Annotated in this window: 15 protein-coding genes; 7 read left to right on the top strand and 8 right to left on the bottom strand. The window is 66.2% G+C overall.

All coding sequences use genetic code 11. The annotated features are described in order from the left end of the window. Positions 1–63: 63 nt before the first annotated feature. Together ACU0B3_RS06400 and pncA are read right to left on the bottom strand one after the other, a co-directional pair. A complete protein-coding gene (locus ACU0B3_RS06400) occupies positions 64–2,328 on the bottom strand; it encodes a response regulator (RefSeq protein WP_446259993.1) in 2,265 nt (754 codons plus the stop codon). 79 nt (positions 2,329–2,407) lie between these two features. Further along, positions 2,408–3,010 carry a bifunctional nicotinamidase/pyrazinamidase gene (gene pncA, locus ACU0B3_RS06395; RefSeq protein WP_446259992.1) on the bottom strand — a complete coding sequence of 201 codons (603 nt, stop codon included), beginning with the start codon at positions 3,008–3,010 and terminating at the stop codon, positions 2,408–2,410. Between the two features lie 90 nt (positions 3,011–3,100). Between pncA and trhO the strand changes: the two genes are divergently transcribed. Then, positions 3,101–4,000, top strand: a complete 900-nt coding sequence (gene trhO, locus ACU0B3_RS06390) for an oxygen-dependent tRNA uridine(34) hydroxylase TrhO (protein ID WP_446259991.1) — start codon at positions 3,101–3,103, stop codon at positions 3,998–4,000. A 119-nt stretch (positions 4,001–4,119) separates the two neighbouring features. Here the strand turns inward: trhO and ACU0B3_RS06385 are convergent, their stop codons facing one another. Together ACU0B3_RS06385 and ACU0B3_RS06380 are read right to left on the bottom strand one after the other, a co-directional pair. After that, complete coding sequence (locus ACU0B3_RS06385) at positions 4,120–4,485, bottom strand: hypothetical protein (RefSeq protein WP_446260210.1); 366 nt, start codon at positions 4,483–4,485, stop codon at positions 4,120–4,122. 38 nt (positions 4,486–4,523) lie between these two features. Then, complete coding sequence (locus ACU0B3_RS06380) at positions 4,524–5,237, bottom strand: DUF599 domain-containing protein (RefSeq protein WP_446259990.1); 714 nt, start codon at positions 5,235–5,237, stop codon at positions 4,524–4,526. Positions 5,238–5,358: 121 nt separating this feature from the next. On the opposite strand from ACU0B3_RS06380, the gene ACU0B3_RS06375 reads away from it, so the two are divergent. The 3 genes from ACU0B3_RS06375 to glcF all read left to right on the top strand — a co-directional run bounded on the left by ACU0B3_RS06375 (position 5,359) and on the right by glcF (position 9,410). Continuing rightward, on the top strand, positions 5,359–6,792 hold the full coding sequence (locus ACU0B3_RS06375; protein WP_446259989.1) for an FAD-linked oxidase C-terminal domain-containing protein: 1,434 nt from the start codon (positions 5,359–5,361) through the stop codon (positions 6,790–6,792). A gap of 72 nt (positions 6,793–6,864) precedes the next feature. Further along, positions 6,865–7,962, top strand: coding sequence for an FAD-binding protein (locus ACU0B3_RS06370; RefSeq protein ID WP_446260209.1), 1,098 nt, complete (start codon positions 6,865–6,867; stop codon positions 7,960–7,962). A gap of 83 nt (positions 7,963–8,045) precedes the next feature. After that, the gene (glcF, locus tag ACU0B3_RS06365; protein WP_446259988.1) at positions 8,046–9,410 is read left to right on the top strand and encodes a glycolate oxidase subunit GlcF; all 1,365 of its coding nucleotides are present in this window, start codon (positions 8,046–8,048) and stop codon (positions 9,408–9,410) included. Between the two features lie 150 nt (positions 9,411–9,560). Here the strand turns inward: glcF and ACU0B3_RS06360 are convergent, their stop codons facing one another. Beyond that, entirely contained in the window at positions 9,561–10,517 is a 957-nt protein-coding gene (locus tag ACU0B3_RS06360; RefSeq protein ID WP_446259987.1) for a glycerophosphodiester phosphodiesterase family protein, read from the bottom strand. Between the two features lie 114 nt (positions 10,518–10,631). On the opposite strand from ACU0B3_RS06360, the gene ACU0B3_RS06355 reads away from it, so the two are divergent. Beyond that, positions 10,632–11,441, top strand: coding sequence for a trypsin-like serine peptidase (locus ACU0B3_RS06355; RefSeq protein ID WP_446259986.1), 810 nt, complete (start codon positions 10,632–10,634; stop codon positions 11,439–11,441). 385 nt (positions 11,442–11,826) lie between these two features. Further along, positions 11,827–12,294, top strand: a complete 468-nt coding sequence (locus ACU0B3_RS06350) for an Hsp20 family protein (RefSeq protein WP_446259985.1) — start codon at positions 11,827–11,829, stop codon at positions 12,292–12,294. Between the two features lie 238 nt (positions 12,295–12,532). Here the strand turns inward: ACU0B3_RS06350 and ACU0B3_RS06345 are convergent, their stop codons facing one another. Continuing rightward, the gene (locus tag ACU0B3_RS06345; protein WP_446259984.1) at positions 12,533–13,414 is read right to left on the bottom strand and encodes an MBL fold metallo-hydrolase; all 882 of its coding nucleotides are present in this window, start codon (positions 13,412–13,414) and stop codon (positions 12,533–12,535) included. A gap of 161 nt (positions 13,415–13,575) precedes the next feature. Between ACU0B3_RS06345 and ACU0B3_RS06340 the strand changes: the two genes are divergently transcribed. After that, the gene (locus tag ACU0B3_RS06340; protein WP_446259983.1) at positions 13,576–13,998 is read left to right on the top strand and encodes a GFA family protein; all 423 of its coding nucleotides are present in this window, start codon (positions 13,576–13,578) and stop codon (positions 13,996–13,998) included. 31 nt (positions 13,999–14,029) lie between these two features. Here the strand turns inward: ACU0B3_RS06340 and holA are convergent, their stop codons facing one another. Both holA and lptE read right to left on the bottom strand, forming a co-directional pair. Next, positions 14,030–15,031 (bottom strand): DNA polymerase III subunit delta, encoded by a 1,002-nt coding sequence (gene holA / locus ACU0B3_RS06335; protein WP_446259982.1) that lies wholly within the window; start codon positions 15,029–15,031, stop codon positions 14,030–14,032. Beyond that, positions 15,028–15,483, bottom strand: a complete 456-nt coding sequence (lptE, locus tag ACU0B3_RS06330; protein ID WP_446259981.1) for an LPS assembly lipoprotein LptE — start codon at positions 15,481–15,483, stop codon at positions 15,028–15,030. The genes holA and lptE overlap by 4 nt, the downstream gene beginning before the upstream one ends. Between the last annotated feature and the right edge of the window lie 4 nt (positions 15,484–15,487).

The following is a 15,487-nucleotide window of genomic DNA, read 5'->3' as shown; positions in this document are numbered from 1 at the left end:
CGTCCCCGCCCTTTGCCGATCAGCCGCCAAAGGTGTACGCCAGCGCGCCTGCGGGGCAAAGGGCTATTCGGCGGCGGTGTCGAGCGTCAGGCTGGCGATATGTGCGAGCAGGTCCGCCTTGCGCACTGGTTTGGCCAGGAATGCGTTCATGCCCGCCGCGAGGCACGCCTTGCGGTCGTCTTCGAAGGCGTTGGCGGTCAGCGCCACGATCACCGGCTGGCGCGACAGGGGTGCTTTGCGGATGGCGCGGGTGGCGTCGAGGCCGTTCATGCCCGGCATCGAGATGTCCATAAAGATAAGGTCGGGCGGCTCTGCGAGTGCCGCATCGACCGCCTTTTGCCCGTCCTCGGCGAAGCGTACCGCATAGCCGCAATCCTTGAGGAAACGCGACATCAAGAGGCGATTGGTGTGGTTGTCCTCGGCCACAAGGATCGAGCCTGTGCCGCCGGAAATGACGGCGGGGCTTGGCACAGGCTTGGCCACTGGCCGCGGGAGGGTGGCCGCCACCGGCGCAAAGTCGAGGGTGAGGGAAAAGCAGCTGCCGTCGCCGTGGATCGAGGCGACCTTGATGTCGCCGCCCAGAAGCTGCGCCAGCTTGCGGGAGATCGTGAGGCCGAGCCCGGTGCCGCCAAAGCGGCGGGAGATCGTGCCGTCCTCCTGGCGGAAGGCGTCGAACACCTCGCCCTGCTTTTCGTCCGCGATGCCGATACCGGTGTCGATCACGTCGATCAGGATTTGCGCGCGTCCTGCGACGCGGATCGGTTTGACCTCGACCCAGACGCCGCCGTGGGTCGTGAACTTGAGCGCGTTGCCGATCAGGTTGATCAGGATTTGCCGCAGCCTGCCGGCGTCCGTGCGACCCAGCCGGGGCGTCTTGGGGTCGATGTCGACCGTCAGCGTGAGGCCCTTCTGGCGGGCTTGCGGCGTGAACATGGTGCGCAGCTCGCGCAGGCACGCCTCCAGATCGGTCGCCGTATACTCGACCGTCATCCGCCCCGCCTCCATCCGCGAGAGGTCGAGGATGTCGTTGATGATCGTCAAGAGCCCGCGCGCAGAGGCGTGGATCGTGTCCGCATAAAGCGTCTGGTCGGTGTCGAGCCGGGTCTCCGACAAAAGCTCTGCCATGCCCATGATCCCGTTCATGGGCGTGCGGATTTCGTGGCTCATCGTGGCGAGGAATTCGGACTTGGCCCGGCTGGCGGCCTCGGCCCGGGTCATGGCGTCGGCTAGGCGGGACGCGTCCTCCTTGGCGCGGGTGATGTCGCGCTCCACCGCGATGGTCATGGCGTCCTCCGAGGTCTCGCCCGCGACGGGCACGATGTGGGTTTCGACCCAGATTTTGCGCCCGTCCTTGGTGTAGTTCAAAAGCTCGGCGCGGAGCGGGCGCCCGGCGGCGACCTCGGTCGCGATGTAGGAGACTGTGATCGGGTCCGTCTCGGGCCCGTTCAGCAGCGCGCCGGGGTGTCTGCCGCGCACGTCATCGAGCGTGTAGCCGTTGGTCTCGGTAAAGGCGTCGTTGACCCAGGTCACGCGCCCCTTGGCGTCGGTCAGCATGATGCTGTCGCGCGCGTTGCGGGCGACGAGGGAGAGGCGGTGCGTTTCCGCCTCTTGTTCCTTGAGGGAGCGGGTCGCGCTTTCCAGGTCGCACTGCCGCACGAGTAGCTCCCGGCTGCGGATCGCGTTCCGGCGGAACTGTGTGCTGACGTACGAGACGAAGATGTAGACGAGGTACATCATGATCAAGAGCGCCAGGAGGTCGTATCCGTGCCGCGCCTTGAAGCTTTCGCTGGTCATCACGTCATGGGCGTAGAGCCCGACGGCGGTGCCTGCGTAAATGACCAGGCGCGCGATGGCCGCGGGCGGGTGAAAGGGCAGCACGATCCCGGCGTTGAGGGCGGCGCCCGACAGGTACGCGATGCAAAAGAACGCCGCCTCTCCGGGGTCGGTGCTGAACCACGCGACGGTCACGCATGACGCGATGGTCAGCGACTGGAAGATCGCCGATCCGGTGGACACCACGCGCAGGCGCTCTTCCGGCACGCCCCAGGCGCGCCATTTCGGCAGGTTGCGCAGGATCAGGCAGTCGACTGCCTCGCCGATGAGCGCGGTCAGCACGGCAAAGATGCCGACCCAGGGCGCGGCGATCAGCATCAGAGACATGGTTCCGCTGACGGTCAGGATTTGCCGGCTGAGAAAATGCGCCACGCGCCCGGCCGCGTAACGCCACATCAGCCCATCGGGGCTGTTGGCGCGGTCGAACTCGGCCAGCGCGTCCTCGGCGGAGATGTCCGCGGCGGCAGGCGGGCGCAGGTCTGTGGCGGCGGTCATCGAGGCAGGCGTCCTTGTACTGGCATGGTACTGGCACGCGTCTGCCTAAAGGCGAGGGGTTAACAACCCTCAAACAGGTTCAGGAAATGAGTGTGATCCCGGCGTCCTTCATCTCGGTGAGGGCGGCATCGAGGGATCCATCGAGGTCGATGGCGCGGCAGGCGGGCAAGTGCACCGAAGTCGTGAAGCCGAGCCGTGCGGCGTCGAGCGCGGAGTAGGCGACGCAAAAGTCCGTGGCGAGGCCGGTGCAGAGGACATTGGTGACGCCGCGCGTGCGCAGGTAGCCTTCGAGCCCTGTGGGCGTCGTGCGGTCGTTTTCGAAGAAGGCCGAGTAGCTGTCGATGTCCGGCCGGAAGCCCTTGCGGATGATCATGTCAGCCGGGTCCGTCTCCAGGTCCGGGTGAAAGGCGGCGCCCGAGGTGCCTTGCACGCAGTGGTCTGGCCAGAGCACCTGGGTGCCGTAGGGCATCTCCGTGGTCTCGAAAGGCGCCTTTCCGCTGTGCTGGGAGGCAAAGGAGCTGTGGCCCGCCGGGTGCCAGTCCTGGGTGAAGACGCGCACGGCGTAGTCCGGGAGCATTGCGTTGATGATGGGCACGACGGCGTCGCCGTCCGTGACGGCCAGCGCGCCGCCGGGGCAAAAGTCGTTCTGGACGTCGATCACGAGCAGGGCGGTGTCGGACATGGCGGGTCTCCTTGGCTGGGGTCTTTCCTCGCGCCTGATCCGGCGCGCGTCAAGCTTGCCCGCCCGCGCGCCGCCCCTTACATGCGGCGCATGTTCCAGATCGCTGCGCTTTACCACTTCACGACTTTCGATGCGCCGGATGCGCTCAAGCCGCCGCTGGAGGCGGTGTGCCGGGCGCATGGCGTGACCGGGACGCTCTTGCTGGCGCGTGAGGGGATCAACGGGACGATTGCGGCGCCGGACCGGGCGGGGCTCGAAGCGGCGCTTGCGCATATCCGCGGCTTGCCGGGCTGCGCGTCGCTCGAGTGGAAGGAAAGCGAGGCGGCCGAGCCGCCATTTCGCAAGCTCAAGGTGCGCCTGAAGCGCGAGATCGTGACGATGGGCCAGCCAGACGTACGCCCTGCCGAGCGGGTGGGCAGCTACGTGGCGCCCGACGAGTGGAACGCGCTGATCGCGCGCGACGACGTGGCGGTGATCGATACGCGGAACGATTATGAAGTGGCGATCGGCTCTTTCGCGGGCGCGATCAACCCCGAGACGCAGAGCTTTGGCGATTTTCCGGCATGGTGGGAGGCGCATAGAGCGGAGCTTGCGGGCAAGAAGATCGCGATGTTTTGCACGGGCGGGATCCGGTGTGAGAAGTCGACCAACTACTTGATCGGGCAGGGGGTGGAGGATGTCTTTCACCTCAAGGGTGGCATTCTCAAGTATCTCGAGGAGGTGCCTGCCGAGGAGAGTGCGTGGGAGGGCGCGTGCTTCGTCTTTGACGGGCGTGTCTCGGTTGGTCACGGGCTGCGTGAGGGGCCGCATCTGCTCTGCCACGCCTGCCGCCGTCCGATCCTGCCGGAGGATCGCAGCCGGGACGCCTATGAGGAAGGTGTGTCGTGCCACCAGTGCATCGACGCGACGAGCGCCGAGGACAAGGCGCGGTTTCGCGAGCGTCAGCGGCAGATCGCGCTGGCGGCGGCGCGGGGGGAACGGCACCTTTAATCTGCGGAGGTGCGTACCTGCATTTGACATGGGTTGGAGGGGCCAGCCCCTCCCGTCAAAAATGGGCATTTTCGACGTCCTCCCCGGAGTTTATCCGGGAAGATGAAGCTGGAGCTGGGTCACTCGCCGAGTGTGAGGGTCACTTTGGTGCGGCCCGGCGCCCATCCGTCGACGTTGTCGCGGGCGCGGACGTAGACCGTGCGCACGCCGTCGGGCACCGTGACCCCCGAGAGGGACCGGGTAAAGGGTTGCTCGTGCACGTGCGGGTGCAGGAGTTCGCGGATGCCGAGGGATGTGCCGTCTTCGAGCATGACCTCCCACCCGTCGGCGTAGTGGTCCCAGCCGGTGTCCGGGTGGCTGAGGGTGACGGTGAAGGTCCAGCCCATGCCGCCGGGCCGTGCCTCGACCTTTTCGATCGCAGGCGGGTCCGCGAGCGCGTTGGTGGGCAGGAGGGCGAGGAGCAGGGGAGCGAGGCGTGTCATCATGTCTGGATACGCAAGCGCGCCGATGCGTGGAAGGGGGCTCACGGGGGCGTGACGTCCTCGTCCGGCATCAGCAGCACGCGGCGCGAGCGGGAGGCGTACTCCCGCTGGGCCACGACCCAGAGCGCAAGCGCGCTTGCGACAAGGAGCGGGAGCGCGCCGATCAGCCAGGCCACGGCGGCGAGCGAGAAGTAGACCGACCGGAGGCCGGCGTTGAAGGCGCGGGAGGCGGCGACGGTGAGTTCGGCGGCCTTGTCCACACGTGCAGCGACGGCTGGGTGGTCCGGGTCATTCGGCACGGCGGCCATCATCACGGCGGCGTAGCCGAAGAGCCTGTTGGACCAGACGAACCGCAGGAAGGCGTGGCCGAGGAGGGCGAGCGGGGCAATGAGCTTGATCTGCCAGACGGCGCGGGGCGCCTCGCTGACGGCGAGGTCACGCGCAAGGCCGGAGATCATCTCGACATTGCCGAGGGCGGCGAGCCCCGCACCGAGGGCCAGCATCGAGGCCGATCCGAAGAACGCCGTGCCTTGCCGCAGGTTGGTGATGATCTGCGCGTCAAAGATACGCGGCTCGCGGGTCACCATCTGGCGCATCCATTCGCGGCGGTAGGTGTTCATCAGCGCGGTGACGGAAGGGGTGCCGGCGTTCTCGCGGTCGACCGCCCATCCGATACACCACCACGCCGAGATGAGGAGGCCGAGCGCGGCGGCATCGAGCGGCGTGAAGTGGGTGAGCATCGCGGCAAACGTCATGGCGCGGAGCCTAGGCAGGCAGTGCGGCGGGGGCAATCGGCGTGTGTGGCGCGGCTGGGACTCGACTTTCTGGAAATTGGTTATATAAGTTGACCAATTCTACAGAACGTGGAGACCGCCGATGCAAATGCCTCGACCCGATGAGATGGTGCTTGGCCGCAAGGACGCGCTTGTCGCGGCGCTGCTCGAGGTGCTGCCGGAGGACGCGGTGATCCATGACGCGTTCGAGACGAAGGCCTACGAGTGCGACGGTCTGACGGCCTACAAGTGCCCGCCGCTGGCGGCGGTGCTGCCGAGCTCGACCGAAGAGGTCGCGTCGGTCCTGCGGGTCTGTCACCAGATGGGTGTGCCGGTTGTGCCGCGCGGCTCGGGGACGTCGCTTGCGGGCGGCGCGCTGCCGACGGAGGACAGCGTGATCCTCGGGGTGGCGCGCATGAACGATGTGCTGGAAACGAGCTATGCCGACCGGGTGATCCGGGTGCAGACGGGACGTACCAACTTGAGCGTCACCGGCGCGGTCGAGGAGGATGGCTTTTTCTATGCGCCCGATCCGTCCTCGCAGCTGGCCTGCGCGATTGCGGGCAATATCGCGATGAATTCGGGTGGGGCGCATTGCCTGAAATACGGCGTGACGACGAACAACCTTTTGGGTGTCACGATGGTGACGATGGCAGGTGAGATCATCGAGATCGGCGGGGCGCATCTGGATCCGGCGGGGCTCGACCTGCTCGGCGTGATTTGCGGCAGTGAGGGCCAGCTGGGTGTGGTGACGGAGGCGACGCTGCGCATCCTTCCCAAGCCCGAGGGCGCGCGTCCCGTGCTGATGGCGTTCGATTCGAACGAGGTCGCGGGCGCCTGCGTGAGCGACATCATCAAGAGCGGCATCCTACCGGTTGCGATCGAGTTCATGGACCGCCCGTGTATCGAGGCGTGCGAGGCGTTTGCCAAGGCGGGCTACCCGATGTGCGAGGCGCTCTTGATCGTGGAGGTCGAGGGCTCGGACATGGAGATCGACGCGCAGCTGGCGCAGATCATGGAGATCGCGGCGCGGCACAATCCGGTCGAGATGCGCGAAGCAAAGGACGCGGACGAGGCCGGGCGCATCTGGTTGGGGCGCAAGTCCGCCTTTGGCGCGATGGGGCAGATCAACGATTACATGTGTCTCGACGGCACAATCCCGGTGAGCGCGCTGCCGGAGGTGCTGCGCCGGATCAAGCAGATGAGTGCGGAGTACGGCCTCGATGTGGCCAATGTCTTTCACGCGGGCGACGGGAACATGCACCCGCTGATCCTCTTTGATGCGAACAAGCCGGGGGATCTCGAGCTATGCGAGGCGTTTGGCGCCGACATCCTGCGGCTCTGTGTCGAGGTGGGCGGGTGCCTGACCGGTGAGCACGGTGTGGGTGTCGAAAAGCGGGACCTGATGGGGACGCAGTTCGCGCCGGAGGATCTGGAGGCGCAGATGGCGGTGAAGGATGTGTTCGATCCCAAGTGGCTGCTCAATCCGGCCAAGGTCTTTCCGCTCGAGGTGAGCGCGGGGCGGCGGGCCGGGTAGTTGGGGGCTTTGCCCCCGCCGCCCTGAAGGGCGCCTCCCCCAGGATATTTTCAGCCAGAAGAAGAGACGATGCTGCGACCAGAGAGCGAAAGTGAGCTGTCCGAGATGTTGCGTGCTGCGAGGGGTCCTTTGCGGATCGTTGGCGGTGGGACGCGGTCGATTGGGTGTGTCGACGGAGACGTTCTCGAGACGGGCGGGCTGAGCGGTGTGACGCTCTATGAGCCGGGTGCTTTGACGCTGGTTGCCGGGGCGGGCACGCCGCTGGAAGAGATCGAGGCGGTGGTTGCTGCCGAGGGGCAGGGGTTGGCGTTCGAGCCGCGTGATTTGCGCGCGGTGCTTCGCAGCGAAGGGGTCTCGACGATTGGCGGGGTCTTTGCGGCGAACGCGAGCGGGCCGCGGCGCGTGGTGGCGGGTGCGGCGCGGGATTTTGCGCTGGGCGTGCGGTTTGTCGATGGGTCGGGCGAGATCATCAAGAACGGCGGCCGGGTGATGAAGAACGTCACCGGCTACGATCTGGTCAAGCTGTTGTGCGGGTCCTGGGGCACGCTTGGCGTCCTGACGGAGGTGTCGCTCAAAGTGCTACCAGCACCCAAGACGCGGGCCGGCGTGTTGATCAACGGTCTGGACGTGGCCGAGGCTGTTCCTGTGATGAGCGCGGGGCTGGGCTCTCCCTATGAGGTGACGGGTGCGGCGCATGCGCCTGTGGGTGCAGGTGGCGCGCCGGTCACGATGCTGCGGGTCGAGGGGTTCGAGGCGCAGGTGGCCTATCGCGCGGCGGAGGTGGCACGGCTGATCGGGCGCGGCGCGGTGATCGAAGATGATCCGGCCAAAATCGCGGCAGACTGGCGATGGGTGCGGGATGCCAAGGCAGTCGCCGGTGCCGAAGGGGATCTGTGGCGCATTTCCGTGCGTCCGTCAGATGCGCCCTCGGTCGTGGCAGCGCTTGATGCTAAGGCCATGCTGCTGGATTGGGGCGGCGGTCTGATCTGGGCGCGGGTCGCGGCAGGTCACGATGTGCGCGCGGCGCTCAGCGTGCCGGGCCATGCGACGTGCCTCAGGGGTGCGGCAGCGGCATTCCACCCGGCGAAGTTCGGCGTGGGCCGGCTGGAGGCGGGCCTGAGAGACAAGTTCGATCCCCGCGGAGTTCTGAACCCTGGATTGATGGCATAGCGATCCGTGCCCCGGACCTGATCCGGGGCCTTTTCTTTACCTTTTTGGGAGGGTCCCGGATCCAGTCCGGGACGGGCGACACGATGCAGACGACTTTTACGCCAGAGCAACTCACCGACCCGGCGATCCAGCGCTCGAACGAGGTGCTGCGGACCTGCGTGCACTGCGGGTTCTGCACCGCGACCTGCCCAACCTATCAGGTGCTGGGCGACGAGCTCGACAGTCCGCGCGGGCGGATTTACCTGATCAAGGACATGCTCGAACAGGGGCGCAAACCGGACGAGAAGACCGTCAAACACGTCGATCGCTGCCTGTCGTGCCTGGCGTGCATGACGACCTGTCCGTCGGGGGTGCATTACATGCACCTCGTCGATTACGCGCGGGAGTATATCGAGGAGCATTATGACCGGCCGTGGTCGGACCGCGCGCTGCGCTGGGTGCTGGCGCGCGTGCTGCCGCACCCGATGCGGTTCCGCGTGGCGCTCTTTTTCGCCAAGATGGGACGCCCGTTCCGCGCGCTGGTGCCGGACGCGCGGCTGCGTGCGATGCTCGACATGGCGCCAAAGCACATCCCGCCGGTCAGCCGCAACGACGACCCGCAGACCTTTGCCGTACCGCAGCGCAAGATGCGCGTGGCGCTGATGACGGGCTGCGCGCAGAAGGCGCTGAACACGGACATCAACGATGCAACCATCCGCCTGCTCACGCGGCTTGGCGCGGAGGTGGTGGTGGCCGAGGGCGCGGGCTGTTGCGGCGCGCTCACGCACCACATGGGCAAGACGGCGGAGAGCCACGGCTCGGCAGCTGCCAACATCCGCGCCTGGGTGCGGGAGATGGACGCGGACGGGCTCGACGCCATCGTCATCAACACCTCCGGCTGCGGCACGACGGTCAAGGATTACGGACACATGTTCCGCAATGATCCGCTCGCCGAGGACGCCGCGCGGGTTTCCGGTAGCGCCAAGGACGTGAGCGAAGTGCTGATGGAGTTGATGCCGGGGGAGGCGCCAAGCGCGGAGCCTGCTCCCGCCAAAGGCGCGATTGCCGGCACGGATGCACCCCAGATTTGGTCGCAGGACGCCAGCGGGACGGGCCTGCGGGTTGCCTACCACGCCGCCTGTTCGCTGCAGCACGGCCAGCAGATCAAGATGCATCCCAAGACCCTGCTCAAGAGGGCAGGCTTCGAGGTTGTCGAGCCGAAGGATCCGTACCTCTGCTGTGGCTCGGCGGGGACGTACAACCTGATGCAGCCCGAGATTTCGGGCCAGCTCAAGGCGCGCAAGGTTGAGACGCTGGAGGCCAAGGCGCCGGACGTGATCGCGGCGGGCAACATCGGCTGCATGATGCAGATCGGCTCAAGGACGGGTGTGCCGGTGGTGCACACGGTCGAGCTGCTGGACTGGGCGACGGGTGGGCCTAAGCCGCGGGCGCTGCGGGACGGTGCGTAGCGTTTTGAGCACGCAACAACCTTAAGCCTGATTCACCTTGCCTTAAATTGGAGCGCTCGCCTGACGGAAACGTCAGGTCGCGCCGACCCGCCCCCATGGGGCGGCGCGTGCATATCGGATTCGAATGAGTAAGGGTCAAGGTTACCGAATCTAGCGCAGCAGCGGTCCCACGACCTCGGCCCGGTCGGTCCACACCCAGCCTGCGAACCCGTCCGGGACCTGCGTTAGCTGTGCAGGCGTGTCAATGCCGGCGGTCGAGCCCTGTTCCATCGGGCCAAGCAGCAGGAGCTCTGTGCCATGTGCGGCCATGCGCCGTTCGAACCGGCGCGGCCAGCCCCAGACGAAAGGCGCCACGTCGATCGGCAGCGCCAGTATCGTGCCGCGGCACGCCTCCGGCACGTAGCTGGTCCACCCGAGGGCGATGTAGCGCAGGCCGCAGGCCTGGATGGACGCGCGGCTGAACGTTTTGATCTCGGGGAAGGCATCGGTCACGACCCGCGCGGGCCGTTCTCCGCCGTAGATCGCCCAGACCTGCGCGCGCCAGCCGGGGTTTGCGCGCAAAAGATCGACGAGGGCTGCACCTTCGTTCGGGTCGTCGCTCTTGAAGTTGATCAGGAACCTGCGTTCGGGAAACGTGGTGAACACCTCCTCGAGCCGCGGCATCAGACCCACTCCGCTGCCGCGCAGGGGAAAGGACGTGCCGTCCTCGGAATACCGATACCCGACGTCGAGCCGTGCCAGCGTCTCCCACGGTGTCCGGTTGGTCTGGCCGGTGCCTTCGGTCCGGCAGTCGATCGTCCAGTCGTGGAACACGGCAAAGACGTTGTCCGGCGTCAGGTGGATGTCGAGCTCGATCACGTCCGCGCCCGCGTCAAAGGCGGCCTGCATCGACGGCAGCGTGTTCTCGATGAACCCATGCGTGACGGGTGTGATCGGGGTCGCGGTGCAGGTGTCCCGGACCGGCGGAGGCCCGGCATAGGTCTGGTGCACGCCCCTGTGCGCGATGAGCCGCGCCTCGCCCGGCGGAGGCGCGATCCACAGCGACGTGTTGAGCGCCCAGAGGAGCGCAATCACGAACATCACCGACAAAAGGAGCCGCCGCCACATGCCGCGAGCCTAGGCAACCCGCACCCGCGTGTCATCTCCTGACCCGGACCGCACTGCCCTATTTTCGCCGCACTCTGCCGATACCCGATCAGGCTGAGGGACAATGGAGCGTTTATGCGCAAATTGGTGAGCATGATTGCCGGGCTGTGGTGCCTGGCCAGCCTTGCCATGGCCGAGGACGCTCCGCTGCGCCGGCTCGACACGGGCGACGACAGTCGCGGGTGGGAGGCGGTTGGCCGCCTCAACCTCGGAGGCGCGGCGTTCTGCACCGGATCGCTGATCGCGCCGGACCTCGTGCTGACGGCGGCACATTGCCTGTTCGACCGGGCCTCGGGGCAAAGCATCGACCCCGGCCAGATCGAGTTTCTGGCAGGCTGGCGCAATGGCCGCGCCTCGGCCTACCGCAACGTGGCCCGCGCGGTCACGCATCCCGAGTATGTCTTTGACGCGGCGGTCCGAGCCGAGCGGGTGCGCAACGATCTGGCTCTTCTGGAGCTCGACCGGCCAATCCGCACAAGCGAGGTCCAGCCCTTCCTGACGGCGCGCCGCGCACGCGCGGGCGATCGGGTCGGGGTGGTCAGCTACGCGCTGAACCGCGCCGAAGCGCCCTCCATGCAGGACGTGTGCACCGTGATGGCGCGCCAGGCCGGCGTTTTGGTGATGTCCTGCGACGTGGACTTCGGCGCCTCGGGCTCTCCCGTGTTCAGCTTTGCAAATGGCGCGCCGCGCATCGTGTCGGTGGTCTCCGCCAAGGCGGAGGCGCAGGGCCAGCCTGTGTCGTTGGCAAGCACGCTCGAAGGGGCGTTGCCGATCCTGCAAACCGAACTCCTCGAAGGGCGCGGCCTGCAGAGCACCGGCGTGACCGCCAAGCGCGTTCAGGTCGGTGGACGCAACACATCCGGCGCGAAGTTCGTGCGGCCCTGAGCGCTAAAGGTACGCAAGCCTCAACCAGATACACCTTGCCTTAAATTAGGGCGCCCGCCTGACAGGCACTGTCAGGCCGCGTCATGCCGAAGGCATGCCTCCGGCATGACCCGCCCCCGTCAAACCGAAGGTTTGCCTTCGGCAAAACGGCCGGCGCATGCATGTCCGTTTGGAATGTACCAGGTTTTGAGGCACCTTAGTATAAATATATGTTTCTGATATACAAATACTGCTCGAAAGCTCTGCAACCTCTCCCTCTTGAAACCCGCAAAGGGCTTTCCCAAATACACTTCACCAGGCGCTGAACGATCGGGCCTGGGACCCACAAAAGCCCGTCCCATGGTGGGAGGGCGCACTTTGTTATCGCTCACTGGAGGATGACCCCATGCGAAATTTTGATCTGTCTCCGCTCTATCGTGCCACTGTCGGTTTCGACCAGATGGCCGACCTGATGGACCGTGTTCTGGCTGGTGATGCCGGCACGCAGAGCTACCCGCCCTACAACATCGAAAAGACCGCGGACGACGCGTACCGCATCTCGATCGCGGTGGCCGGCTTCTCCGAAGCTGACCTGTCGGTCGAGGTGAAAGAGCGCGCGCTTGTCGTCTCTGCCCGCAAGTCGGACGAGGCCAAGGACCGCACGTTCCTGCACCGCGGTATCGCCACCCGCGCGTTTGAGCGCCGTTTCCACCTCGCAGACCACGTGAAGGTGACGGGTGCGTCCCATGTCGACGGGATGCTGCACATCGAGCTGGAGCGCGAGATCCCCGAGGCGCTGAAACCGCGCCGGATCGAGATCGCGTCCCGCCCCGCCGTGGAAACCGACGTGGTGGACGCCAAAGCAGTAAACTGATCCGCTGCGTTTCGGCGTAGAGCTACAGCCTGACGCCAGGGCCTCGGCAGTTTGCCGGGGCCTTTTTTGAATGTACCCGCACGGTTCAAAGCACTCGCCTGACAGGCACTGTCAGGCCGAGCCGACCCGCCCCCGTCAAATCGGAGGTTGGCCTTCGGCAAAACGGGCGGCGCGATTGCGCCACCCCTGCGGGACGGCGCGTGAACATCTGTCGGTGTTGTATGAACGGTACGTAGCCCTAAAGCCCGTTCACCGGCACCTTGAGCATCGGACTGCCCGCGGCATCCTTCGGCACTTCCCCCGCGCGCATGTTCACCTGCAGCGCGGGGATGATCAGCTTTGGCATCGAGAGCTGCGCGTCGCGCTCGGTGCGGAACTTGACGAAGTCTTCCTTGGACCGCCCTTGGCCGACGTGGATGTTCTCCGCCTTCTGCGCGCCGATGGTCGTCTCCCACGCGATCTGCCGTCCGCCGGGGCCGTAGTCGTGGCAGATAAAGAGCCGCACCTCGTCTGGCAGCAAAAGCACCTTTTGGATCGAGTCGTAAAGCTGCTCCGCCGAGCCACCGGGAAAATCGCAGCGCGCAGAGCCGCCGTCGGGCATGAAGAGCGTATCGCCCGCAAAGGCCGCATCGCCCATCACGTGCACCATGCAGGCGGGCGTGTGGCCGGGCGTGTGCATCGCAAAGCACTTCATCCCGCCGACCGTGTAAGTATCCCCGTCCACGAAAAGCCGGTCGAACTGGGAGCCGTCGCGCTGGAACTCGGTGCCCTCGTTGAAGACCTTGCCAAAGACCTCCTGCACCTCGGTGATCTGCGCGCCGATCCCGATCTGTCCGCCCAGCTGGTCTTGAATGTAGGGCGCGCCCGAGAGGTGATCGGCGTGCACGTGGGTCTCGATCACCCATTCGAGCGTCAGGCCGTGCTCGCGGATGAAGGCGATCATCCGGTCAGAGCTTTCATGCGTGATCCGCCCGGCGGCGTAGTCGATGTCCATAACCGGGTCGATCACCGCACAGGCGGTCGAGCTGGGGTCCTGCACCACGTAAGAGATCGTGTTGGTGGCCGGGTCAAAGAAGCCGGTCACCTCGGGGGCAATGCTGAAGTCGTGGTCGTTCGGCATGTTCGCTCTCCTTTGCGCGCGAGGATCGGAAAAATTGTCCGTCTGCGCAAGGCGGCGTGGACGATTGTTCCGACCGGTCACACCTGAGCAGAGCCGAGACGTGCTGACTGGATTTGACAGGAGCGCACGGTAGGCTGGGTCTCAAAAGAAGGAGATGTGTCATGAGATCACGGACCGGAGGATGCGCTTGCGGCGCGGTGCGCTACCGCATCGACGCGGAGATCACCCGCACGGGCGCGTGCCATTGCGAGACCTGCCGGCGCTGGTCGGGCGGTGTCTTTATGAGTATCGAGGCGAAAGGCGACGCGGTGACCTTCACCCAAGGCACGCCGCAGGTCTGGCGCTCGTCGCACTGGGCGGAGCGGGGGTTTTGCGCGGCGTGCGGCGGCACTTTGTTCTACCGCGTGACCGCGCCACGACCGATGGAGGGCGATTTTCACTTTGGGTTTGGCACGCTGGATGACCAGTCGGCCGTGGCGCTGACGGACGAGATCTATTTCGACTGCAAGGCCGATGGGTATGCCTTTGCAGGGGATACAAAAAAGCTGACGCGGGCCGAGACCATCGCGCTTTTCACCAAGTAGCTACAAGCCGCGATGGGTGAGATCACCCATCCTACGGGCGCCCCAGCATCGCCAGCCGGATGAGCGCGCGTTCGACCATCGCCATCTGCGGCGCGGTCTGCCCGGCGGAGCGGAGGGCGAGGTCCGTGTCGGTGAGCACCGAAAGGGCCTGCTCCAGCTTGAACGCGCCCCACGTGCGGGCCTGACGCTGGAGGCGCTCCTTGACCTTGAAATTGCCGGGCAGGCGCACATTTGCCCCTGCTGCCACGCCGTGCAGCGTGCGGAAGTGGCGCGTCGCGCCAATGGTGAGAGTTGTGGGGTTCACGCCTTGCGCCGTCAGTTTGCGCAGCATGGGTCCGATCTCTTGCACACGTGCGTCGCCGACGACGGCGAGGAGGTCGTCGATATCGCCTTCGGTCGAGGTGGGTGCGCAGGCGGCGATGTCGTCCGAGCTGATGGGCGCTGCATCACCGCGCTTGTAGAGGCTGAGCTTTTCGAGGGTTTGGCGGAAATCGCCGGGCTCGAGCTCGAGCGCGAGGGCGGTCAGATGACCCATCACCTCGCGGTCCGGCAGCGCAAGCCCGGCCTTGCGCAGCGCGTTCTCGATGTCGTCCCGCCCCATGGGATCGTCGTAGATCGGCAGGCAGGCGGCGGCCTTGTGCCCCTCGAAGAGCTTGCGCAAGGAAGACGCGGGCGTGAGCATCCCGGCGGTCACCACGATCTGCGCGTCCCCGGCCTGCCACTCACCCAAGGCGGCCTTCAATGCGTCGGTCGTGGTGTTGTTCGCCTCTTCGACAAAGACAGCGCGGGGACCGGGGAAAAAACCTTGCGCCTTGATGGCGTCGAGCACCTGGGCCGGGTCCTTGCGCACGTCGGCGCCGGACATGCGGGTGAGGCGCATCTCCTCTTCGGCGTTCGGGCCAATCATGGCGGCGAGCATCTCCTGCCGTTTGAGGGCGATCCGCATCGCGTCGGCGCCGTAGATCAGCGCGCCGGGCGCGGTGGTCGGCGGTTTGGCGATGAAGGCGGAGACCTCGTGGCTCTTGAGCTTCATCGTGGCAGGTCGGGGGCGGCGAGGATCAGCTGGTCGATGATCTGGTCGGCGAGGATGGTCATCAGCCGCTCCTGCGCGTCGAGCTGCGCGGCGCGTTCGGAGACGGTCGAGCCGGTGGTCGAATAGCCGGTGAAGCTCTCGACGGTGCCGTCCGTCAGCACGGCGCCTGTCCCGATCGCCTTGAGCGCGTAGGCGGCGGTACCGGTCAGCTGCGCACGGGTGGCGCCGCCTGATTGCGCGATGCCGATGCTGTCGGTGCTGATCTCGACCGAGAGGGTGTAGGCCGGGCCATTGGCGCGTCCGAGCCGCTCTTCGATGCGGCGCACGAGCAGGTAGTCGAGCCGGGAGGCGGGTGCGTCCGTAAGAACGTTGCCTTGCAGGAAGGAGGCCGCGCCGGTGGGGCCGTAGACGGGGGTGAAGCCGCAGGCGGTGAGGGTTGCGAGGGCTGACAAGAGC

Source organism: Pseudaestuariivita sp. (genome assembly GCF_052825805.1).
Note: the sequence above shows the minus strand (reverse complement) of the source record. Positions and strands in the feature narration are given on the sequence as shown.

What these genes read in the sequence shown, in the direction of transcription:
- trhO (WP_446259991.1), top strand. Translation starts at nt 3,101, where the DNA reads ATGTTCCAGATCGCTGCGCTTTACCACTTCACGACTTTCGATGCGCCG.
- ACU0B3_RS06380 (WP_446259990.1), bottom strand. Translation starts at nt 5,237, where the DNA reads ATGACGTTTGCCGCGATGCTCACCCACTTCACGCCGCTCGATGCCGCC.
- ACU0B3_RS06345 (WP_446259984.1), bottom strand. Translation starts at nt 13,414, where the DNA reads ATGCCGAACGACCACGACTTCAGCATTGCCCCCGAGGTGACCGGCTTC.
- holA (WP_446259982.1), bottom strand. Translation starts at nt 15,031, where the DNA reads ATGAAGCTCAAGAGCCACGAGGTCTCCGCCTTCATCGCCAAACCGCCG.
- ACU0B3_RS06385 (WP_446260210.1), bottom strand. Translation starts at nt 4,485, where the DNA reads ATGATGACACGCCTCGCTCCCCTGCTCCTCGCCCTCCTGCCCACCAAC.
- glcF (WP_446259988.1), top strand. Translation starts at nt 8,046, where the DNA reads ATGCAGACGACTTTTACGCCAGAGCAACTCACCGACCCGGCGATCCAG.
- ACU0B3_RS06340 (WP_446259983.1), top strand. Translation starts at nt 13,576, where the DNA reads ATGAGATCACGGACCGGAGGATGCGCTTGCGGCGCGGTGCGCTACCGC.
- ACU0B3_RS06375 (WP_446259989.1), top strand. Translation starts at nt 5,359, where the DNA reads ATGCAAATGCCTCGACCCGATGAGATGGTGCTTGGCCGCAAGGACGCG.
- ACU0B3_RS06350 (WP_446259985.1), top strand. Translation starts at nt 11,827, where the DNA reads ATGCGAAATTTTGATCTGTCTCCGCTCTATCGTGCCACTGTCGGTTTC.
- ACU0B3_RS06360 (WP_446259987.1), bottom strand. Translation starts at nt 10,517, where the DNA reads ATGTGGCGGCGGCTCCTTTTGTCGGTGATGTTCGTGATTGCGCTCCTC.
- ACU0B3_RS06400 (WP_446259993.1), bottom strand. Translation starts at nt 2,328, where the DNA reads ATGACCGCCGCCACAGACCTGCGCCCGCCTGCCGCCGCGGACATCTCC.
- pncA (WP_446259992.1), bottom strand. Translation starts at nt 3,010, where the DNA reads ATGTCCGACACCGCCCTGCTCGTGATCGACGTCCAGAACGACTTTTGC.
- ACU0B3_RS06355 (WP_446259986.1), top strand. Translation starts at nt 10,632, where the DNA reads ATGCGCAAATTGGTGAGCATGATTGCCGGGCTGTGGTGCCTGGCCAGC.